This window comes from Janthinobacterium svalbardense (assembly GCF_002327145.1).
GTDB classification, from domain to species: domain Bacteria; phylum Pseudomonadota; class Gammaproteobacteria; order Burkholderiales; family Burkholderiaceae_D; genus Janthinobacterium; species Janthinobacterium tructae.
Genome location: NZ_CP023422.1, coordinates 3,606,627 through 3,627,087, shown reverse-complemented (window position 1 = coordinate 3,627,087; position 20,461 = coordinate 3,606,627). Strand labels below are relative to the sequence as shown.

Genomic DNA, 20,461 nt, shown 5'->3' with positions numbered 1-20,461 from the left:
GGTGTGCTGCTCATGCCGGCCTCAGCTGCCGGCCAGGGGCAGGGTGACGCTGAACAGGGAGCCATTGCCGGGCTGGCTTTGCAGGGTGATGGCGCCACCATGCGCATCGACCAGTTGCTTGGTGATGAACAGGCCCAGGCCCAGCCCGCCTGTGCGGTCCTGGTGGATAACGCGCTCGAAAGCGTCGAAGATGCGTTCCTGATCGCGCGCATTGATGCCGATGCCATGGTCGCGCACTTCGATGACGGCGCTGTTCTGCGTGTGCGCCAGGCTGATTTCCACGGGCTGGCCCTGGCCGTAGCGCACGGCGTTGCTGATCAGGTTGACAACGATCTGCTCGACGCGGAAGGCATCCCAGAACCCCTGGATCGGCTCGAAGGCCATCACTTCCAGCACGCTGCCCGTCGTGGCCGCATACGGTGCCAGGTCGTCCGCCACCCGGCGCACCAGGCTGGTCAGGTCGACGGCTACACGGCGGATCGACAGCTTGCCGCTGGTGATGCGCGACACATCGAGCATGTCGTCGATCAGGCGCACCATGCTGCGGATTTGCCGCCCGTCGCGCGCCACCATCTTGTTCAGCTTGTCGGGCTCGAAGGCGGCCAGGTTGCCCCGCTCCAGGTTGACGGTGCGCATCTGCGTTTCCAGGAACAGCGTGTTCAAGGGCGTGCGCAGTTCGTGCGCCACCATGGACATGAATTCGTCGCGCAGGCGCAGCGAGCGCTGCAGCTCCGCCTGTGTGGCACGTAATTCTTTCAATAACGCTTCCTGCTGCTGGCGGCTGTGTTCCAGCGCCTGCACCTGGCGCCGCGTCTCGCTGCGCTGCTGGTGCAGGGCGACGAAGACGTTGACCTTGCTTTGCACGGCATTGATATCGAGCGGCTTGTGCAGGAAGTCGACGGCGCCGCTTTCATAGCCCTGGAAGGCGAAATTCATTTCCTTGCCGGCCGCCGTGACGAAGACGATGGGGATGTGGCGCGTCTTTTCCGTGCCACGCATCAATTGCGCCAGCTCAAAACCATCCATTTCCGGCATTTGCACGTCGAGGATGGCCAGCGCGAAATCGTGTTCCAGCAGTAAGGCCAGCGCTTCTTCGCCCGAGGAGGCTTGATAGACGCTGCGGTCGCTCTCGCGGATCAGTGCATTGAGCGCGCGCAAGTTTTCCGGCAAATCGTCGACGATCAGCAGTTTGGTGCTTGTTTCATTCATCATGTTTCATTCCTGGCATGACCATGCCGTCCAGCGTAGTGGGAAGCGGCGTGCGACGGCGCACGCTTGCGGTAGAGCTTTTCGGCACCCGGCAATGGCTCGAAGTCGGCGGCAAAGCGGGTGAAATGTGTGCTTTCCTTGCTGCCCAGGCCCAGGAAGCCCCGGTGGCACAGCGAGTCGTGGAACAGGCCCAGGGCCCGTTCCTGCAAGGTTTTGTTGAAGTAAATCAGTACGTTACGGCACAAGATCAATTGCGTTTCAATAAAGACGCTGTCCGTGGACAGGCTGTGATCGGCAAAGTTGATTCTGTCGAGCAGGCGCTGCTGGAAATGCGCGGTGGCATGTTCGACCGTGTAGTACTCGGCCAGCTGGCCCAGGCCGCCTGCGGCCAGGTAGTTGTCGCCGTAGTCGGCCATGCGGTGCAGCGGATATACGCCGCGCGCGGCCGTGGCCAGCGCTTGCGGGTTGATGTCGGTGGCGTAAATCGTGCTGCGTTCGAGCAAGCCTTCCTCGTGCAGCACGATGGCCAGCGACAGCGCTTCCTCGCCCGTGCAGCAGCCGGCGACCCAGATCGTCGGCGACGGATAGGTTTTCAGCACGGGCACCACGTGTTCGCGCAAGGCGCGGAAAAACGCCGGGTCGCGGAACATTTGCGTGACGGGTACGGTCAAAATCTGCAGCAGCTTGCCAAAGGCGGCCGCGTCGTCCAGCACCAGTTGCTGCAAGGCGGGCAAGTCGGCGCAATGCAAGCGCTCGAGCGCCTGATGCAGGCGGCGGCGCTGCGAGGGCAGGGAATAGTCGCGAAAATCATAGCTGTAGCGCTGACAGATCGCCTCCATCAGCGCATGCAGCTGCGCGTCCGTGGTGCGCAGGGACATCACATGCGTTCCATCTTCGGCATCCACACGCGCAACAGCGAATACAAACGGTCCAGGTCGATCGGCTTGGCCAGGTAATCGGACGCGCCCGCCTGCAGGCATTCTTCCTGGTCATTTTTCATGGCCTTGGCGGTAATGGCGATGATGGGCAGCTTGTTGTAGCGGCCATCGGCGCGAATCAAGCGCGTCGCTTCCAGGCCATCCATGCCCGGCATCATGACGTCCATCAAGACCAGGTCGATATCCTCCACGCTGTTGAGCTTGCTGATGGCTTCGAAGCCGTTGCGGCCGATTTCCACCACCACGCCTTTCTGTTCCAGCGCATTCGTCAGCGCAAAGATATTGCGCACGTCGTCGTCCACCAGCAAAATCTTGCGGCCTTCAAACACGCGTTCGCGGCTGCGCACCTGCTGCAGCATGCCCTGGCGCTCGCTCGACAGTTCCGACTCCACCTTGTGCAGGAACAAGGTCACTTCGTCGAGCAGGCGTTCGGGCGAGCGGGCGCCCTTGATGATGATGGAGCGCGAGTATTTCATGAGGTCCGCTTCTTCCTCGCGGCTCAGGTTGCGACCCGTGTAGACGATGACGGGCGGGAACGAGCACAGTTCTTCATGTTCCATGCGTTCGAGCAATTCGTTGCCCTGGATATCGGGCAGCTTCAAGTCGATGATCATGCAGTCGAAAATCTGCGTCTTCAGCAATTCCAGCGCCTGCTCGCCCAGCGCCACGGCCGTGATTTCCACGTCGTCGTCACTGATCAGGTGCACCACGCTTTCGCGCTGGCGTTCGTCATCTTCAACCAGCAGGATGCGCTTCATCTTTTGCGTGAATTTCGATTCGAGCTTGCGGAACACTTCCTTCAGCTGCTCGCGCGTGCGCGGCTTGGTGGCATAGCCGATGGCGCCCAGCTGCATGGCTTCCTGCATCTGGTCATTGCCGGAGACGATGTGCACGGGAATGTGGCGCGTCAGCGGGTTTTCCTTCAATTGCTGCAAGACCAGCAAGCCTGGGCGGTCCGGCAAGCCCATGTCGAGCAGGATGGCGTCGGGCAGGAACTCTTGCGCCAGGCGCAAGCCTTCGTCGGCGCCGTGCGCTACCAGGCAGCGGTATTGCATTTCATGCGCGAGGTCGAACAGGATGCCGGCAAACGACGGCTCATCCTCGATCACCAGCACGGAACGCTGGCCCGTCTTGCCTGGGTGCGCGCTGTTCCGGTCATCCTGGAAGGTGGGCAGCGGCACGGGCTTGGCGACGGGCGCCGCCTTGGGCGCGATGGCGATTTTTGCAGGCGCTTGTGGCGCCGCTGCCGGCACTGTCGCCGCTTCCACGGCGCGTTCCGGCATAACAGCCGGCAGCACCAATGTAAACGTGCTGCCCTGGCCTGGCGTGCTGGCCAGCTCGATGCTACCGCCCAGCAAGGCGGCCAGATCGCGCGAAATCGACAGGCCCAGGCCCGTGCCGCCATAGCGGCGGCTGGTGGTGCCGTCGGCCTGGTGGAAGGCGTCGAACACCTTCTGTTGCTGCTCGTCGGCGATGCCGATGCCGGTATCTTGCACCTGGAAGCGCACCTGGCCCGCCGCATCGGCGCTCACGTGCAAGGACACCGTGCCCGTATCGGTGAATTTGATGGCGTTCGACAGCAGGTTTTTCAGGATTTGCTCCAGGCGCTGGCGGTCGCTGACGAGCGACGGCGGCGCGTCCGGCGCCACCTTCACGTCAAACACCAGTTTCTTTTGCTGCGCCTGGGCGCTGAACAGCATCTTCATGCCGCTGAGCAGTTCATCAAAGGGCACGGCTTCCGGCGTCAATTCCAGCTTGCCCGCCTCGACCTTGGAAATGTCGAGGATATCGTTGATGAGGGTCAATAAGTCGTTGCCGGCCGAATAAATGGTTTGCGCAAACGTCACTTGCTCCGGCGTCAAGTTGCCGCTGCTATTGTCCGACAGCAGCTTGGACAGGATCAGCGAGCTGTTCAACGGCGTGCGCAGCTCGTGCGACATATTCGCCAGGAACTCGGACTTGTAGCGGCTGGCCCGCTGCAGCTCTTCCGCGCGCGCTTCCAGCTGGGCGTGCGCCTGGCTGATCGCCACGTTCTTCTGGTCCAGCGACAGCGCCTGCACGGCCAGTTGCTCATTCGACTGTTCCAGCGCCGCCTTTTGCTCTTCCAGGTGCGCCTGCGACTGTTCCAGCACGCGCGACTGTTCGCCCAGCTCTTCATTGGCCGTGCGCAATTCTTCCTGCTGCACTTCCAGCTCTTCATTCAATTGCTGGGTTTCTTCCAGCACATTTTGCAGGCGCTGGCGGTACAGGGCCGCTTCCAGCGACGTGCCGACATTCGCCGCAATCAAGTTCAGCCATTCCTTGGTGCGGGCGCTGACGGGATGCGTAAAGCCCAGTTCGATGACGCCGTTGACGACGCCTTCATTGTTGACGGGCGCCAGGACCAGTTCCAGCGGCGCGCCGCTGCCCAGGCTCGAGGTCACGGTCAGATAATTGTCGGGTACTTGCTGCACATGCTTGAGGCGTTTTTCGCGTGCGGTCTCGCCCACCAGGCCTTCGCCCAGCTTGAAGACCTGTTTTTCCTTCACGCCCTGTTCATTGAAGCCGTACACGGCCGTGCGGCGCAGGCTGCCATCCTCGTCGACGACGTACAGGGTGGCCACGGCCACGTCGAGGCGATGGGCGAGGAAGTCCAGCACGTGGCGTCCCAGTTGGGGCAGGCCCAGCTGGCCGCTGGTATGGGCCGCCAGCTCAGTCTGCCCCGTGCGCAGCCAGGCTTGCTCCTGCAGCACCTCGTTATCCTTGCCGCGCTGCGCGAGCGCATCGTTGTAGATATCAGACAGGCGCAGCAGTTCGCGCCGGCCAAGGTAGGCCAGCAAGCCGGACATGCCCAGGCTGAGGATCAGGAACACCACCACGGCCAGTATGGTACGGCTCTCAGCCGTGTCGGCCCGTTCCTGGCGCAGCCGTTGTTCCATCGACAGGAAGGCGAGGAATTCGCGGCGGATTTCATCGAATTCCAGCTTGCCTTCGCCCTGGCGCACGCGCGCGAGGAATTCCTGGTTGCTACGGCGCTGGGCGATCACGCCTTCCGCATACTCCATCCACTGGTTTTGCAGCGCGCGGATGCGGCGCAGGCGGTCCGTCTGGATGGGGCTGTCGGACACGAGGTCCAGCAGGGTCGTCATTTCCACGGCGATCTTGGCCTTGCCCGATTTATACGGCGCCAAAAACGTCTCGTCGCCCGTCAGCAAGTAGCCGCGCATGCCCGTTTCCAGGTCGACCGACAGCTTCATGACTTCATTCGCATTGCCGATCACCCGTTCCGAATGCTCGACCGAGCGCAGGGCCGAGAGCAGGTAGGCGATCAGGCCGACAAACACGAGGGCGGTAGCGACCCCGATGACCAGCGGCAAGGTCACGTTGCGGGCGAGGATGCGGCGAAAGCTGAAGGAATCGATCGGGGTCTTGGTATTCATCATGTCCGTGGTGGGCTGTCGCGAAAAAACAATTTTAATTGAAATGCAAGTTTTCTGGAGCTCAAGCAAAGCGTGCGCTAGCATAACAGCCTTGCGATAGATTGCCGACGCGCAAGGTCATGCAATGCGCGATATCGCACAGAAGAGGTGGCGTGAAATGGCTGCGAGGCATAAAAAAACGCCGGACGGTGCCGGCGTTTTTCAGTTGCTTGCGCGCTGCCTATGTATATGTCAGTCGCGGATTTCCAGCGCCCGGTTCAGGCTCAGGGCGGCCAGCGAGGCGACAGCGCCCGACAGCAGGTAGAAGCTGACATAGGCGAGGCCGAAGTTGGCCGACAGGCCCAGCGCCACCAGCGGAGCGAAGCCGGCGCCCACCAGCCAGGCCAGGTCGGACGTCAGGGCCGCGCCCGTGTAGCGGAAGCGGGCAGGGAAGTTGGCCGTCACCGCACCGGCTGCCTGGCCGTAGGACAGGCCCAGCAGGCTGAAGCCCACGAGGATGAACACGTCCTGGCCCGCATTGCCGCCGCCCATCAGGGTCGGCACGAAGGCGCTGAAGATGGCGATCAGCACGGCCAGCACGCCCAGGGTGGTGCGGCGGCCCACTTTATCGGCCAGCAAGCCGGAAATCACCACGCCGACGGCAGCCAGCACGGCGCCCAGCATCTGCACTTGCAGGAAGTCCGAAGCGGAACGCGTCTGGTAGACGGAAATCCAGGACAGCGGGAACACGGTGACCAGGTGGAACAGAGCGTAGCTGGCCAGCGCGGCGAGGGCGCCGATCAGCACGTTGCGACCCTGGCCGCGGCCCATTTCAAATACGCTGACCGGTTGCAGCTCGCGTTCGTCCAGCAGGCGCGCATATTCATTCGTCGACACCAGGCGCAAGCGGGCAAACAGGGCCACCACGTTGATGGCGAAGGCGACATAGAAAGGATAGCGCCAGCCCCAGTCGAGGAACTCTTCATCCGTCAGGCTGGTCAGCATGTACCAGAACAGGCCGGCGGCAAGCAGGAAGCCGAAGGGCGCGCCCAGTTGGCCCAGCATGGCGTACCAGCCGCGCTTGTTTTGCGGCGCGTTCAGGGCCAGCAGCGATGGCAAGCCATCCCACGAACCGCCCAGCGCCACGCCCTGGCCGATGCGCAGCACGGACAGCCAGATGATGGCGGCAAAGCCCAGGTGCGCGTAGGTCGGCAGGAAGGCGATGCCGGCCGTCGACACACCCAGCAGGAAGAGGGCGATCGTCAGCTTGGCGCTGCGCCCCATGCGGCGCTGGATCTCCATGAAGAGCACGGTACCGAACGGGCGGGCGATGAAGGCAAACGAGAAAATCAGGAAGGCATACAATGTGCCCTCCAGGCGTTCTTCGAACGGGAAGAAGACGCGCGGAAACACCAGCACCGAGGCGATGGCGTAGACAAAGAAGTCAAAGTATTCGGAAGCGCGGCCGATGATCACGCCGACGGCGATCTCACCGGGGTCGATATGCGATTCGACCGTGCCGGCCCCGCTTGCGTCGCGCAGGGAGTGGGGGGAAAAGTCGGCGGGTACATCCCCGCTGTGTGTGCGCGTGCTGGACATGATGATCGTCTCCAATATAGTTTCGAGTTCGGCCAACGCGTAACATACTCCGGGTGTCTCACGCCCTGAGTAGGACTATTCATCAGGTAGTCGTAGGAAAACTCCGCGCCTACGCAGTGAAAGTCCGAGCAAGGGGTAGGACAAAACGTCCAATTGCCAACGCGCTCCAGTGAGAATACAGTACCATATCTTCATCCCCTGTACTGGACTTTCCTGTATGTTTTCATTAAAAGTTCGTCGCGGACTGCTACTCTTACCTCTCGCATTGTTGGCTGGTTGCAATACGGTTGTACTGAATGCGTCTGGTGACATCGCAGTTCAGCAAGGCAATCTGATTGTCATCTCGACATTGCTGATGCTGTTGATTATCGTTCCGGTAATCGCCCTGACCCTGCTGTTTGCATGGCGCTATAGAAAAAACAATACCGCGGCCAAATACGAGCCGGACTGGGACCACTCGACTCGCCTCGAGCTGATTATCTGGGGCGCGCCCCTGCTGATCATCATCGTGCTGGGCCTGCTGACCTGGATCAGCACCCACACCCTCGATCCATACCGCCCATTGAGCCGTATCGACGCCAACCGCCCGATTCCTGCCAGCCACAAGCCGATGATCGTCGAAGTCGTGGCGCTGGACTGGAAATGGCTGTTCATCTACCCGGAGCAAGGCATCGCTTCGGTGAATGAACTGGTCGCGCCCGTCGATCGTCCGATCCGCTTCAAGATCACCGCCTCGTCCGTCATGAACTCGTTCTTCATCCCCGCACTGGCAGGTCAGATCTACGCCATGCCGGGCATGGAAACGCAGTTGAATGCCGTCATCAACAAGCCTGGTGTCTACAAGGGCTTCTCCGCGAACTACAGCGGTGCCGGTTTCTCGGGCATGCGCTTCAAGTTCCACGGTGTGAATGATGCGGACTTTGACAAATGGGTGGAATCGGCACGTGCCGGTGGCGGCGCGCTGAACCGCGACGACTACCTGTCGCTGGCCCAGCCGAGCGAACGCGATCCGGTGCGCCGCTACAGCAATGTGCCGACCGATCTGTACAAGGCAATTCTGAACCGCACCATCGTTTCCGACGCGCTGTGCGTGACGCCGGTCGAGCCATACAAATTGACGATGGAAAATAGCCCGGTAGCGTTTGTCACGCCAGTAGTCGCTGGCGGTGCCGTGGTTGAAAAGGGCGTTCAAGCCAAGTAACAACTGCATGAATCCCGCAGCGCATATGTACGTATTGCTGCAGATACTGGCGCCGCTTGCCTGGCGCCTCCCTTTTTTCTCTGAGAGTAACAATGCTAGACCATATTGATCTGACGAAGCTTATCTTCGGCCGTCTGACTTGGGATGCAATTCCATTTCACGAACCTATCCTGCTGGCGACCTTTGCGATGGTTGCCCTGGGCGGTATCGCACTCGTTGCGGCACTGACGTATTTCCGCCTCTGGGGTCCCCTGTGGCGCGACTGGATCACCAGTATCGACCATAAAAAAATCGGTATCATGTACATGATCCTGGGCCTGGTCATGCTGCTGCGCGGCTTTGCCGACGCGCTGATGATGCGTACCCAGCAGGCGATCGCCTTTGGCGACAATGCCGGCTTCCTGCCACCGCATCACTACGACCAGATCTTTACCGCCCACGGCGTGATCATGATCTTCTTCGTCGCGATGCCTTTCGTGACGGGTCTGATGAACTACGTGGTGCCGCTGCAAATCGGCGCGCGCGACGTGGCTTTCCCTTTCCTCAACAACTTCAGCTTCTGGATGACCACCATGGGCGCCGCCCTGGTCATGGCTTCGCTGTTCGTCGGCGAATTCGCCCGCACGGGCTGGCTGGCGTATCCACCGCTGTCGGGCATCGTCGGCAGTCCGGACGTGGGGGTAGACTATTACATCTGGTCCTTGCAGATTGCCGGGGTCGGGACGCTCTTGTCCGGTGTCAACCTGATCGCCACCATCGTCAAGATGCGCGCGCCAGGCATGACCTGGATGAAAATGCCCGTCTTTACCTGGACCGCACTGTGCACCAACATCCTGATCGTCGCCGCCTTCCCGGTACTGACGGCTGTGTTGGCCATGCTGTCGCTGGACCGCGTTGCAGGCTTTAACTTCTTCACGACGGAACTGGGCGGCAACGCCATGATGTACGTCAACCTGATCTGGATCTGGGGTCACCCAGAGGTCTACATTCTGATTCTGCCACTGTTCGGCGTGTTCTCGGAAGTCGTCGCCACGTTCAGCAGCAAGCGCCTGTTCGGCTACGCCTCGATGGTCTACGCCACCTGCGTCATCATGATCCTGTCGTACCTGGTATGGCTGCATCACTTCTTCACCATGGGTTCGGGCGCCAGCGTCAACTCCTTCTTCGGCATCACGACGATGATCATTTCGATCCCGACGGGCGCGAAGATCTTCAACTGGCTGTTTACCATGTACCGCGGGCGTATCCGTTTTGAACTGCCCATGCTGTGGACGATCGGCTTCATGGTCACCTTCACCATCGGCGGCATGACCGGCGTGCTGCTGGCCGTACCACCAGCTGACTTTGTATTGCATAACAGCCTGTTCCTGATTGCCCACTTCCATAACGTGATTATCGGCGGCGTGGTCTTCGGTGTGTTTGCTGCAATCAACTACTGGTACCCGAAAGCCTTCGGCTACAAGCTCGACGCGTTCTGGGGCAAGTGCTCGTTCTGGTTCTGGTTCGTCGGCTTCTACCTGGCCTTCATGCCGCTGTACGTGCTGGGCCTGATGGGCGTGACCCGCCGTGTCAACCACTTTGAAGATCCATCCTTGCAAATCTGGACCATCATCGCCTGGTTTGGCGCCGTCTCGATCGCGCTCGGTATCGCTTCCATGCTGATCCAGTTCGTCGTCAGCTACCGCAACCGTCACGCCCTGCGCGACGTGACCGGTGACCCATGGGGTGGCCGTACGCTGGAATGGTCGACGTCGTCGCCTCCGCCAGACTATAATTTCGCCTTCACGCCACAAGTGCACGAACTCGATGCATGGACTGACATGAAGAAACACGGTTACCAGCGTCCGACGTCCGGTTTCACGAAAATCCACATGCCGAAGAACACCTGGGCTGGTTTCGTGATCGCCGCACTGTCCGCACTGGTCGGTTTTGGCCTGATCTGGCAAATGTGGCTCGTCGCCAGCATCGGCTTCGTGATCATGATGATTGCGATCATCGTCCATACCTTTAACTACAAGCGCGACTACTACATTCCTGTGGAAGAAGTGGTCCGTACCGAAGACGCTTACACTAAATTGCTGAGCAGCCATGTCTGATACCATCGCCCATAACACCGGCGCCGCTGGCGCCGCACCAAGCACGCGCAGCTACTTTGTGCGCGAGCACCACCCGGAAAACGGCAGCTTGCTGGGTTTCTGGCTCTACCTGATGAGCGATTGCCTGATCTTCGCCTGTCTGTTCGCCACGTACGCCGTGGTCGGCCGCAACTACGCGGACGGCCCGACGGGCGCCGCGTTGTTCGATCTGCCGCTGGTGGCCGTCAACACGGCCATGCTGCTGCTGTCGTCGATCACCTACGGCTTCGCCATGCTGGCCATGCAGCGCAAGCAATTGCGCAGCACCCTGGCCTGGCTGGGCATCACGGGCCTGTTCGGCCTGGCCTTCCTGTCGCTGGAAATGTATGAATTCATTCATCTGATCCACGAAGGCGCCGGTCCGCAGCGCAGCGCGTTCCTGTCGTCGTTCTTCGCCCTGGTCGGTACCCACGGCTTGCACGTGACGTTCGGCGTGATCTGGCTCGTGACCCTGATGTTCCAGTTGAACAAACATGGCCTGACCCCGGAAAACGGCCGTCGCATGATGTGTTTGTCGCTGTTCTGGCACTTCCTGGACGTCATCTGGATCGGCGTCTTCACCTTTGTCTACCTGATGGGAGTGCTGCCATGAGCGACCACCACACACACGGCGATAGCCACCACCATGACCAGCACGATCATGGCAGCCTGAAAAGCTACACGATCGGATTCATCCTGTCGGTGATCCTGACGGCCATTCCTTTCTGGCTGGTGATGGCGAAAGTCATCACCAATTCGGGCACCATGGGCCTGGTCCTGCTGGCGTTCGCGGCGGTTCAAGTAGTGGTGCACATGGTGTACTTCCTGCACATGAACACCAAGTCCGAAGGCGGCTGGAACATGATGGCACTGATCTTCACGATCATGATCGTGGGCATTGCCATGGCCGGTTCCCTGTGGGTCATGTACCACATGAACCACAACATGATGCCGGATCTGATGCCTGAGTACATGCATACGAAAACGGCTCCATGATGAGTAATACGCGCCCTAGCAACACCGGGCGCGCCCCTGGCGCCGCATCGCAAGATGCTGCGCCAGGCCCACGCGGCATGGTCGTGCGATATGCATTGGCCGTGCTGGCGGGGATCTTGTTTGCCGGTTTCTGTGCCCTGGGCACCTGGCAAGTCAAGCGCCTGTTCTGGAAGCTTGACCTGATCGAGCGCGTCGAACAACGCGTACATGCGCCCGCAACGGACGCACCTGGACCCGCAGCCTGGGCCAGCATTACGCCACAAACGGATGAATACCGCCATGTGCGACTCTCCGGTACGTATCTCCCCATTTTCAATACCCTGGTGCAGGCAACGACGGCACTGGGCAGCGGTTACTGGCTGGTGACGCCCTTGCGCCTGGCCGATGGCAGCACCGTGCTGATCAACCGCGGCTTCGTGCCGAAGCGCGCCAGCATCGCCGCCAGCACGCCGGCCGGCATCGTCAATGTCGACGGCTTGCTGCGCATCAGCGAGACGGGCGGCGGATTCCTGCGCGAAAACAGTCCTGCCACCCAGCACTGGTATTCGCGCGACGTGGCCGCCATCGGCGCCTCGCACATGCTGACCAATGTGGCGCCATACTTTGTCGATGCGCAGGCCAAATCGGAAACGGCCGTTGATGCGCCCGTCGGCGGCCTGACCGTGATCTCGTTCCCCAACAACCACCTGGTGTACGCCTTGACGTGGTTTGCGCTGGCCCTGATGGTGGCCGGCATCAGCTGGTGGATCGTGCGCGAAGACAAGCGCCGCCGCGCCCGTGGCGCCCAGCGCCAGGAAAGCGACCATGCCGGGCAGGATTGAGATCCTGCCCAACCGCGAAGTACTAGAGCGCGGTGCGGTGGCGGCCGAGATGGAACATCCGGCCGGCCACCAGAACATGAAGCTGCTGATCCAGCTGCGCTGGCTGGCCGTGATCGGCCAAGTCAGCACCATCTTCGGCGTGGGCGTGGGACTGGGCATCGCCTTGCCCGTGCCCTACATGCTCGAAGTGCTGTCCTGCCTCATCGCTTTCAACTTGGCCAGCCTCTTGCGCTGGCACGAACGCCAGCCCGTCTCCAACACGGCCCTGTTTCTTGCTCTGCTGGTCGACGTCACCGTGTTGACGGCCCAGCTCTACCTGAGCGGCGGCATCAGCAACCCGTTTGCCTTCCTGTACTTATTGCAAGTCATCCTCAGCGCCGTGCTGCTGGAAGTGTGGTCGACCTGGATCATGGTGGCCATCACCAGCCTGTGCCTGGCGGGCCTGGCCTTGCTGCCCGGCCCTTTGACCTTGCCGATCGACCCCGAGCGGGGCTTTGCCAGCCTGTACGTGCAAGGCTTGCTGATCTGTTTTATCCTGAACGCCGCCTTGCTGGTGGTATTCATCACGCGCATCAACCGCAACCAGCGCGCCGGCGACGCCAAGGTGGCGGACTTGCGCCAGCGCGCGGCGGAAGAAGAGCACATCATCCGCATGGGCTTGCTGGCCTCGGGCGCCGCGCACGAGCTAGGCACGCCGCTGGCGACGCTGTCCGTCATCCTCGGTGACTGGCGCCGCATGCCGGAATTGAGCAAGAATAGCGAATTGCTGGAAGAAATCACGGAAATGCAGGCGCAGTTGCGGCGCTGCAAGAGCATCGTCAGCGGCATTTTGTTGTCGGCGGGCGAGGCGCGTGGCGAATCGTCCGTGAAGACGACGATCAACACCTTCCTCAACGACCTGGTGGACGAGTGGCGCAGCAGCCGCCCGATCCAGAGTTTCGAGTACGATAACCGCATCGAGCACGACGTGCCCGTCGTCTTCGATTCGACCCTGAAACAAACCATTTGCAATGTGCTCGACAATGCGCTGGAAGCGTCGCCCGACTGGCTGCGCTTCGAAGCCACGCGCGAAGCGGACGCCTTGCACCTGGTGATTACCGATGCCGGGCCCGGTTTCGAGCCGTCGATGCTGACGCACCTGGGCAAACCGTATCAAAGCAGCAAGGGTAAGCCCGGCGGCGGCCTGGGTCTGTTCCTGGTGGTGAATGTCGCGCGTACTTTAGGTGGTACGGTGACGGCGCGCAACCGGGTGCAGGGCGGGGCGGTGGTGCACCTGGCCCTGCCGCTGGCGGCCATCAAACTGGAAAGAGAAAGCGACCACCATGCAGGATGACCGTCTGTTACTGATCATCGAAGACGACGCCGCGTTTGCCCGCACCCTGGGCCGCTCGTTCGAGCGGCGCGGCTACCAGGTCATCCTGGCCACCAATTTTGATGAAGCGAGCGCCTTGCTGGAACAGCATTGCCCCGACTACGCCGTCGTCGACCTGAAGCTCAATGGCAATACTTCGGGCCTGGCCTGTGTGCAGATGCTGCACCAGCACGACCCGGAGATGCTGATCGTTGTGCTGACGGGCTACGCCAGCATCGGCACGGCCGTCGAGGCGATCAAGCTGGGCGCTTGCCAGTACCTGGCGAAACCGTCCAACACCGATGACATCGAAGCGGCCTTCGGCCACGTGGCCGGCAGCGCCGACATCGAACTGAGCAACCGCGCCACCAACATCAAGACCCTGGAATGGGAACGCATCCACGAAATGCTGGCCGAGACGGATTTTAATATCTCGGAAACGGCGAGACGGCTGGGCATGCACCGGCGCACGCTGGCGAGGAAGCTGGAAAAGCAGCGGGTGAAATAATCAATTCGCAGCCTGCTCATTGTCGAACGTGAGTTCGAGCACGCTGTCGTCGCTCCAGTCCTGCTCCCGTAACGGCGGCGTGAACGACGCGCCGCTGAAGGGCACGGGCGCGCTTTTGCCGTTGAAGCTGATTGTTGCATTGGCGATGTGCCGCGGTGCGGAAAAGCTGTAGGTACCCTTTTGCGACACGAAATTGCACGGCCCTCCCATCGCGCTCATCGCCGTGCGCATGGCGAAATGCAAGGTTTCCTTGTCGATTGCCCAATGGACTTCGCAGGCCAGCCGCAGGTCGCCCAGACGGCGGATGGTGTCGCTGCTCGCCGCACTGCGGACGTAGGGCATCCATCTGACCGACCCAGCCTTGCGGTTCACCGTCAGCTCGGCTTTTTCATACAGAGCACCCAGCCCGACGGGCAAGCTGAAGATATTGCGCTCCCCCAGCGGTATCGCCATGCCCGTCTCGTCGCTTTCCAGCCGGAGCGCGATGGCGTGCATGTCGACATCGGCACGGCGCGGTTCCAGGATGAAGCGCAATTCGGCGTCTGGCGCCAGTGCATGTTTTTCCTCGAAGCGTTTGACGCCCTTGAGCATGGCGCTGTAGGGCTTCCAGTCCGGGTCCCGAATGCCTTTGACATTGACGGACACGGCCGCCTCCTGCCCGGATGGCTCCACGGCTTGATCAGTATCAGCATGGGCCTGTACCGCAGCGCCGCACAAACACAGCAGAAGACCAGCTTTTTTGAGTGCACGCATACCCATCCTTCTATTCATGAATGAAAACGTGAGTGTAGAAAAAAACAGACGTGGGAGCAGGTCTTTAAGACGGAATGTCAATTGGGATGAATGGAATGCTGGAAAGCGCTGTTTTTCTACACTATGCGCATCTGTATTTACGTCAATGCCATCAGCAAGCCGGAAGCAATGACTACAGCAGCAAATAGCGCGACGGCAAAGCGATTGTGAGGAAGGCCTCTCGCTGGAGGGTAGTGGCCCAGCGTGAATAGTCGCAGCATTGCCCAGCCCGGCCAATAGAACAGCTTTTCAATGACTGTTCCTAACAGACCATACATCAGCAGGCGAACCATCCAGACGATAGCGTCGAAAATCCAGTCAAGCACAGTTCATCCTGGGGGCGATATGTGTACTGATTGAGTTCATGCCGCCGCAAGCCACTCCATCTTCTGCACCTGGATATGCGGATGGCTTTCCAGCGCGTCCCATTCCGGCAGGAATACAAAACCCTGCTTCTGGTAAAAGGCGGCCGCGCGCGCATTCTCGGACGCCACGTCGAGGACCAGCCGCGCATGGCCGCCGGCCACGGCGTGTTGTTTCACCGCGCGGACCAATCCCGCCGCCACCGCCATGCCCCGGTATGCGGGATGCACCCACATGGCGATCAGGTTCGATTCCCCCGCGCTGCTGACGACATGGGCGGCGATGCCGATGGGTTGGTCGCCGTCAAATGCCAGGAGGAAGGCGCGCTGCGCCGTACTGACGGCGCGTTGCTGCCAATCTGCATCGGTATGGGCGGCCGCGCTGGCGTGGCTGGCGCCGAAGGCGGTGGGCGCGTCCAGCAGGGCGGCCAGGCGCGTGGCTTTCAGGGCGGGCCAATCCCTGGCGGTGGTTGAACGAATTGAAATGGTGGAGTGCAATCATTGCTCCGATCAGTTGTTTGGGGCGCAGAGAAAATAATATTCTCCGCTACATTAGACAAATGAGCCTGTTTTTCAATAGTGGCAGAAAATGACAAATAATTTAACGCAAAGATATTATCACATTAGCAGCCGGAATAATTCTTGTTGCCATTTGCCGTCACAGTATAAGTTCCGCCGCGCGACCCGGTATGGCACGTTTTGTCACTTGATTTTTTTGCGGCGACCCCTACCAAAGCAATACCAACTATCGTCCAAAAAATAGTGGTTCCTGTCCAGAATGGTTTTTCGGATGAAAACGGGGATGCGGACGTTGACGAGCGTTCTCCAGTGGATGATGTTGAATCGTATTGCCCATTTGTCGAGCGCTCACTGGTGGTGCCGCGCTCAACATTGCCATAGTTACTGGGTGCTGTTGCGCAACCGGATAGTAAAGCTGCCACCATTAGTACTGCTGTAAGTTTTTTCATAATCTGAAGTAAAAAAAGAAACTATTTTGCATTCAGGTTAAGAAATTTGCAATTAATTGATGGATTTTAAGAGTTTATATTATCGCTTGTTGTTATTTTGAAAAATAAATGGCGGGAGTCCAGCTTTCCGTTTCCTTTAGCACGGCGCTTTCCAGTTGAGTCGAACCCATTTCTGTATCTCAAGCGAAAGCGTTAAGAAGAGCTATATGTTGGAGCTTTTGGGAGCTGCTGGTATTTATAGACACGTCCACATTATTAGTTATAGCCAGCTACACAAAGTCCCGTGAAGAAATGCGTCGCGCGTGAGCTGGTCGATGGCGCTGATGCCCGCCGACGTTTCCCCTGCAGATAATTAATGCTTGTTGCGTCATGACTGGTCCCACACTTCAATCGTCAGCAGCTGTCCAGGCGCGCAGGCGGCGATGCGCTCCCGATGCACAGTGATGCCGCCAGGCCAGCCCGTCAGCTGGTCCTGTGGAAATTCGCCATCGTGCGCCTCGGCGATGCCCGCCAGCAGCAGGGGAGCGATAACGTCCGCCGAGGCCGTGTAGCGGTTCGGAAAGCCGTTGCAGCTCAGCTGGGTCGCCTTGCCTTGTTCACACAGTTGTGTGATCCAGCCCAGGCCGCCCAAGCCCGCATCCCAGGTGGCCAGGATGGCGTCTTTATAGACTTTGGCCAGGTCGGCCATTTGTTCCGGTGTTTCTGTCGAGATAATGGTCCACCAGCCTGACATGGGTATTCCTTGTGAAAAGTGAAAAAATCAGCGGGTCATGGCGCGGCGCAGCACATAGCTGAGGCCATCGACGGCGGCCACCATCAGCAGCATGGCGACGATGACGGTCGCGGCATTCTGCATCTGGAACAGCGACAGATGGTATTTCAGCATCTGTCCCAGGCCGCCCGCACCGACGACGCCGAGGATGGCGGCGGCGCGGATATTATTTTCCCAGCGGTACAGCGTATACGACATCATCTGCGGCCCGCATTGCGGCAAGGTGGCGTACAAAAAGGCCTCGGCAGGGCGCGCGCCATTCATGCGCAAGGTGGCGGCGGGCAGGGGCGGGCAATTTTCAAAGGCGTCGGCAAACAGACGGCCCAGCACGCCCACCGTATGCAGCGCCAGCGCCAGGGTGCCCGCGAACGGGCCCAGGCCGGCGGCGATCAGCAAAATCGAGGCCCACACCAGTTCGGGGATCGAGCGCAGCACGTTGAGCACCGCGCGCGTGGCGTTGCGCGCCAGCTTGCCGAAACGCCCGCTGGCGGGCAGGGCCAGCAGCGCGCCCAAGACGGCCGCAATCACCGTGCCGATGGCCGACATGGCCAGCGTCTCGAACGTGGCCACGCCGACTTTCATCAGGAAGGGGCCGGCCAGCTCTGGCGGGGCGAAGCCGTGCAGGAAGTCGGCGCTCGTGCGCACGGCGTCGGCACTGAAGAACTCGCCCCATTTCAAGGGCAGGGTGGCAAAGCTGGCGATGACCAGCAGCAACAAGCCGGCCAGCAAGGCCCAGGTGGACCAGCGCACGGGAGCAGGGGCGGGCATCGTGGTGAAAGGCTGATGCTTCATGCCAGCCTCCGGCGCAGCATGGCGGATACGGCGTCGGCGCCCGCTACCAGCAGCACGAACACCATCAGCATGGTGGCCAGTTCATTGCCCGCCATCATCTTCATCGACTCATCCATGCGCTGGCCCAGGCCACCCGCACCGACAAAGCCCATGACGACGGAGCCGCGGATCGCGCATTCCCAGCGGTAAATCGTATATGACACCAGCTCGGCAGCCGATTCCGGCAAGGCGCCGTACAGCAAAGCCTTCAATCTGCCGCTGCCGTTGTGCAGCAGGGCGTTGCAGGCGGACGCATCCGACGATTCGAGGATTTCCGCATACACCTTGCCCAGCATGCCGCAATAGGTCAGGGCAATGGCGATCACGCCGGCCGTCGGCCCCAGGCCAACGATGCGCACCAATAACAAGGCCCACACCAGTTCCGGCACGCTGCGCAGCAGCACCAGCAGCGCGCGCACGCAATGGCGCACGGTGGCCGCCAACGGAGAAACCTTGCCGCTGCCGATGCGCGAAATAGACAAGCGCTCCGTCACCAATAGAGTCAGCGGTATGGCCCCCAGCATGGCCAGCGCCATGCCGGCCGTGGCCATGGCAATGGTTTCCCAGCTGGAAATGGCCACCAGCTGCAAGAATTCCAGCGAGTGGGCGGGCGGCACGAAGCTGGCAAGGAATTGCCAGGTGGCGGCCAGGCTTTGCGCATCGAACAGTATCCACGGCTTGAATTCGGCCTGCACCAGCATCGGCCACAGCACCAGCAGCACGATGGCAGCCCCGGTCAGGCGGCCGCGCCAGGCGGGGTCGCGCGGCAGGGCGGCGTTGGCGCTCTTCAGCAAAGCGGCCTCGCGGCGTCCAGGTTCGTTTCCAGCACCTCGATCAGGGGCGCGGGATCGGCCTTGTTGCGGTACAGCTGCTCTATCATGGCGTCGCTGACCTCGCTAGCAGGCAAGTCGAAGACGATCTTGCCATCGCGCAAGGCGACGATGCGCGTAAAACAGGCGCGCGCGATGTCCACCTGGTGCAGGCTGCAGATCAGGGTGGCGTTGCGCGCTGTCGCTTCGGCCTGCAACACGGCAATGGTTTGCAGGGCCAGGGTGGGGTCGAGCGCGGACAGCGGTTCGTCGACGAGGAACGCTTGCGCATTCGATACCAGTGCGCGCGCCATGCCGCAGCGCTGGCGTTCGCCGCCGGACAGGCGGTCGACCCGCGCATACAGTTTGTCCTGCAGATTGAATTTACCCAGGGCTTCCCACGCGGCGCGCGGGTCGACGGGCGCCAGCAGGGAACGCATCGCCGTCCACAAGCTCCATTGCGGCAAACGGCCCGCCAGCACGGCGTTGACGACGCGCTGGCGCGGCGGCAGCGGCGGCGTTTGCGGCGCCAGGAACAGGCGCGCGCGCAAGGCGTGGCGTTCGGCGCTGCCGAGCTGCCAGGGAGAACTGCCGAGGACGCTGAATGTGCCCGATTCCGGGCGCAGCGCGCAGGCCAGCGTATGCAGCAAGCTGGTCTTGCCGGCGCCGGAAGGGCCGATCAGGGCGATCTGTTCACCTTGCGCCACGTCCAGGTCCAGCTCGCGCAGGGCCAGCGCATTGCCGGCGGCGCCCGCGTGGTGGACGCAGACCTTGTGAAGTTGGAATGTCATGCGATGTTTCGGTGTGGGACTATTGTTAACCCAGGAGCAAGGGCTGGGGTCGGACCCTCAGGGTCCGACCCCAGCTGTTCGCCCTTGGGTTGAAGAAAATTACTGACCAATAAGTCGCTATTATTTACTTCAACAGCTTCGCATCGCGCGCAGCCGCTTCGATATCCTTGTAGTTCTCGGCCTTGGTCGGGATGAACTTCGTGGCGCGCTGCAGGTCGAGGATTTCCTTGCCTTCCGGCGTGGATGGGTCCAGCGCCAGGAAGGCGTCCGTCAGCTTCTTGCGCACGACGGGATTCATGTCGGCGCGCACGCTCCAGTTGTAATCATAGTAGCCGGGCGTCGTGTAGAACACGCGCACCTTGCTTGGATCGACCTTTTTCGCTTCCACCAGCTTTTCCCACACGGAAATGTTCAGGGTGCCCGCATCGACCTTGCCGCCGGCCACGGCTGCCACGGTGGCGTCATGTGCGCCGGAAAACGCGATGCGTTTCATGTCCGTGTCCGGGTTGATCTTGGCGGCCAGCAAGTAATAGCGTGGCATCAAGTGGCCGGAGGTCGACGATTCCGAACCGAACGTGAAATTCTTGCCTTTCAGGTCGGACAATTGATTGATGTCCTTGCTGGTGGTGACGAACACGGAGCGGAATTTCGTGTCTTCCTCGCGCTGCACCAGCGGCACGATCTTGCCGCCGCTGCGCACATTGGCTTGCACGAAAGTAAAACCGCCGAACCAGACCATGTCGAGCTTGTTATTGATCAAGCCTTCCACGGACGCCGCGTAGTCGGTCACGGGCGTAAATTCCACCTTCATGCCCAGCTTTTTCTCCAGGTAGCTGCCCAGCGGCTTGAATTTGCGCTGCAATTCCGTCGGCGCTTCGTCGGGGATGGCGGACACGCGCAACACTTGCTGTGCCTGCGCCAGGCCGCTGTGGATGGCCAGGGTGGCGGCGACTGTAGCCAGGATGGCGGGGAATTTCGCGAATGTACTCATGCTATTACCT

The 20,461-nt window shown here is 60.8% G+C and carries 19 protein-coding genes; 7 read left to right on the top strand and 12 right to left on the bottom strand.

Annotated features, from left to right (window positions below):
- Nucleotides 1-21: 21 nt before the first annotated feature.
- The 4 genes from CNX70_RS16050 to CNX70_RS16035 all read right to left on the bottom strand — a co-directional run bounded on the left by CNX70_RS16050 (nt 22) and on the right by CNX70_RS16035 (nt 7,144).
- Nucleotides 22-1,212, bottom strand: coding sequence for a hybrid sensor histidine kinase/response regulator (locus CNX70_RS16050; protein ID WP_096235514.1), 1,191 nt, complete (start codon nt 1,210-1,212; stop codon nt 22-24).
- Entirely contained in the window at nt 1,209-2,087 is an 879-nt protein-coding gene (locus tag CNX70_RS16045) for a CheR family methyltransferase (protein ID WP_096235513.1), read from the bottom strand. Before CNX70_RS16045 ends, CNX70_RS16050 begins: the two co-directional genes overlap by 4 nt.
- Nucleotides 2,087-5,566, bottom strand: coding sequence for a response regulator (locus CNX70_RS16040; RefSeq protein WP_096238494.1), 3,480 nt, complete (start codon nt 5,564-5,566; stop codon nt 2,087-2,089). Before CNX70_RS16040 ends, CNX70_RS16045 begins: the two co-directional genes overlap by 1 nt.
- 231 nt (nt 5,567-5,797) lie before the next feature.
- Entirely contained in the window at nt 5,798-7,144 is a 1,347-nt protein-coding gene (locus tag CNX70_RS16035; RefSeq protein ID WP_096238493.1) for an MFS transporter, read from the bottom strand.
- 217 nt (nt 7,145-7,361) lie between these two features.
- Between CNX70_RS16035 and cyoA the strand changes: the two genes are divergently transcribed.
- The 7 genes from cyoA (at nt 7,362) to CNX70_RS16000 (ending at nt 14,135) form a co-directional block, all read left to right on the top strand.
- On the top strand, nt 7,362-8,345 hold the full coding sequence (gene cyoA, locus CNX70_RS16030; RefSeq protein WP_244198820.1) for a ubiquinol oxidase subunit II: 984 nt from the start codon (nt 7,362-7,364) through the stop codon (nt 8,343-8,345).
- Between the two features lie 92 nt (nt 8,346-8,437).
- Complete coding sequence (gene cyoB / locus CNX70_RS16025; protein ID WP_096235511.1) at nt 8,438-10,441, top strand: cytochrome o ubiquinol oxidase subunit I; 2,004 nt, start codon at nt 8,438-8,440, stop codon at nt 10,439-10,441.
- A complete protein-coding gene (cyoC, locus tag CNX70_RS16020; RefSeq protein WP_096235510.1) occupies nt 10,434-11,072 on the top strand; it encodes a cytochrome o ubiquinol oxidase subunit III in 639 nt (212 codons plus the stop codon). The genes cyoB and cyoC overlap by 8 nt, the downstream gene beginning before the upstream one ends.
- Nucleotides 11,069-11,455 carry a cytochrome o ubiquinol oxidase subunit IV gene (gene cyoD / locus CNX70_RS16015; RefSeq protein WP_071077270.1) on the top strand — a complete coding sequence of 129 codons (387 nt, stop codon included), beginning with the start codon at nt 11,069-11,071 and terminating at the stop codon, nt 11,453-11,455. The genes cyoC and cyoD overlap by 4 nt, the downstream gene beginning before the upstream one ends.
- A complete protein-coding gene (locus tag CNX70_RS16010) occupies nt 11,452-12,276 on the top strand; it encodes an SURF1 family protein (RefSeq protein WP_096235509.1) in 825 nt (274 codons plus the stop codon). Before cyoD ends, CNX70_RS16010 begins: the two co-directional genes overlap by 4 nt.
- Nucleotides 12,260-13,609 carry an ATP-binding protein gene (locus CNX70_RS16005; RefSeq protein WP_096235508.1) on the top strand — a complete coding sequence of 450 codons (1,350 nt, stop codon included), beginning with the start codon at nt 12,260-12,262 and terminating at the stop codon, nt 13,607-13,609. The genes CNX70_RS16010 and CNX70_RS16005 overlap by 17 nt, the downstream gene beginning before the upstream one ends.
- Complete coding sequence (locus tag CNX70_RS16000) at nt 13,599-14,135, top strand: response regulator transcription factor (RefSeq protein ID WP_096235507.1); 537 nt, start codon at nt 13,599-13,601, stop codon at nt 14,133-14,135. Before CNX70_RS16005 ends, CNX70_RS16000 begins: the two co-directional genes overlap by 11 nt.
- On the opposite strand, the gene CNX70_RS15995 is transcribed toward CNX70_RS16000, so the two are convergent.
- The 8 genes from CNX70_RS15995 to CNX70_RS15960 all read right to left on the bottom strand — a co-directional run bounded on the left by CNX70_RS15995 (nt 14,136) and on the right by CNX70_RS15960 (nt 20,451).
- Nucleotides 14,136-14,888 (bottom strand): hypothetical protein, encoded by a 753-nt coding sequence (locus tag CNX70_RS15995; protein WP_157751058.1) that lies wholly within the window; start codon nt 14,886-14,888, stop codon nt 14,136-14,138.
- A gap of 137 nt (nt 14,889-15,025) precedes the next feature.
- A complete protein-coding gene (locus tag CNX70_RS15990) occupies nt 15,026-15,253 on the bottom strand; it encodes a hypothetical protein (RefSeq protein ID WP_208624428.1) in 228 nt (75 codons plus the stop codon).
- A gap of 36 nt (nt 15,254-15,289) precedes the next feature.
- Nucleotides 15,290-15,787 carry a GNAT family N-acetyltransferase gene (locus CNX70_RS15985; RefSeq protein ID WP_244198818.1) on the bottom strand — a complete coding sequence of 166 codons (498 nt, stop codon included), beginning with the start codon at nt 15,785-15,787 and terminating at the stop codon, nt 15,290-15,292.
- Nucleotides 15,788-16,624: 837 nt separating this feature from the next.
- Entirely contained in the window at nt 16,625-16,990 is a 366-nt protein-coding gene (locus CNX70_RS15980) for a hypothetical protein (RefSeq protein WP_157751056.1), read from the bottom strand.
- A 27-nt stretch (nt 16,991-17,017) separates the two neighbouring features.
- Nucleotides 17,018-17,821: a phosphonate ABC transporter, permease protein PhnE gene (gene phnE, locus CNX70_RS15975; protein ID WP_096235504.1), complete on the bottom strand. Its 804-nt coding sequence runs from the start codon at nt 17,819-17,821 to the stop codon at nt 17,018-17,020.
- Entirely contained in the window at nt 17,818-18,654 is an 837-nt protein-coding gene (locus CNX70_RS15970; protein WP_096235503.1) for a PhnE/PtxC family ABC transporter permease, read from the bottom strand. The genes phnE and CNX70_RS15970 overlap by 4 nt, the downstream gene beginning before the upstream one ends.
- On the bottom strand, nt 18,648-19,460 hold the full coding sequence (locus CNX70_RS15965; protein WP_096235502.1) for a phosphonate ABC transporter ATP-binding protein: 813 nt from the start codon (nt 19,458-19,460) through the stop codon (nt 18,648-18,650). The genes CNX70_RS15970 and CNX70_RS15965 overlap by 7 nt, the downstream gene beginning before the upstream one ends.
- A 124-nt stretch (nt 19,461-19,584) precedes the next feature.
- Nucleotides 19,585-20,451: a putative selenate ABC transporter substrate-binding protein gene (locus tag CNX70_RS15960; RefSeq protein WP_071077281.1), complete on the bottom strand. Its 867-nt coding sequence runs from the start codon at nt 20,449-20,451 to the stop codon at nt 19,585-19,587.
- Between the last annotated feature and the right edge of the window lie 10 nt (nt 20,452-20,461).

Coding starts and splice junctions, on each gene's coding strand:
- CNX70_RS16050 (WP_096235514.1), bottom strand. CDS start 1,212: ATGATGAATGAAACAAGCACCAAACTGCTGATCGTCGACGATTTGCCG.
- CNX70_RS16045 (WP_096235513.1), bottom strand. CDS start 2,087: ATGTCCCTGCGCACCACGGACGCGCAGCTGCATGCGCTGATGGAGGCG.
- CNX70_RS16040 (WP_096238494.1), bottom strand. CDS start 5,566: ATGAATACCAAGACCCCGATCGATTCCTTCAGCTTTCGCCGCATCCTC.
- CNX70_RS16035 (WP_096238493.1), bottom strand. CDS start 7,144: ATGTCCAGCACGCGCACACACAGCGGGGATGTACCCGCCGACTTTTCC.
- cyoA (WP_244198820.1), top strand. CDS start 7,362: ATGTTTTCATTAAAAGTTCGTCGCGGACTGCTACTCTTACCTCTCGCA.
- cyoB (WP_096235511.1), top strand. CDS start 8,438: ATGCTAGACCATATTGATCTGACGAAGCTTATCTTCGGCCGTCTGACT.
- cyoC (WP_096235510.1), top strand. CDS start 10,434: ATGTCTGATACCATCGCCCATAACACCGGCGCCGCTGGCGCCGCACCA.
- cyoD (WP_071077270.1), top strand. CDS start 11,069: ATGAGCGACCACCACACACACGGCGATAGCCACCACCATGACCAGCAC.
- CNX70_RS16010 (WP_096235509.1), top strand. CDS start 11,452: ATGATGAGTAATACGCGCCCTAGCAACACCGGGCGCGCCCCTGGCGCC.
- CNX70_RS16005 (WP_096235508.1), top strand. CDS start 12,260: ATGCCGGGCAGGATTGAGATCCTGCCCAACCGCGAAGTACTAGAGCGC.
- CNX70_RS16000 (WP_096235507.1), top strand. CDS start 13,599: ATGCAGGATGACCGTCTGTTACTGATCATCGAAGACGACGCCGCGTTT.
- CNX70_RS15995 (WP_157751058.1), bottom strand. CDS start 14,888: ATGCGTGCACTCAAAAAAGCTGGTCTTCTGCTGTGTTTGTGCGGCGCT.
- CNX70_RS15980 (WP_157751056.1), bottom strand. CDS start 16,990: ATGTCAGGCTGGTGGACCATTATCTCGACAGAAACACCGGAACAAATG.
- phnE (WP_096235504.1), bottom strand. CDS start 17,821: ATGAAGCATCAGCCTTTCACCACGATGCCCGCCCCTGCTCCCGTGCGC.
- CNX70_RS15965 (WP_096235502.1), bottom strand. CDS start 19,460: ATGACATTCCAACTTCACAAGGTCTGCGTCCACCACGCGGGCGCCGCC.
- CNX70_RS15960 (WP_071077281.1), bottom strand. CDS start 20,451: ATGAGTACATTCGCGAAATTCCCCGCCATCCTGGCTACAGTCGCCGCC.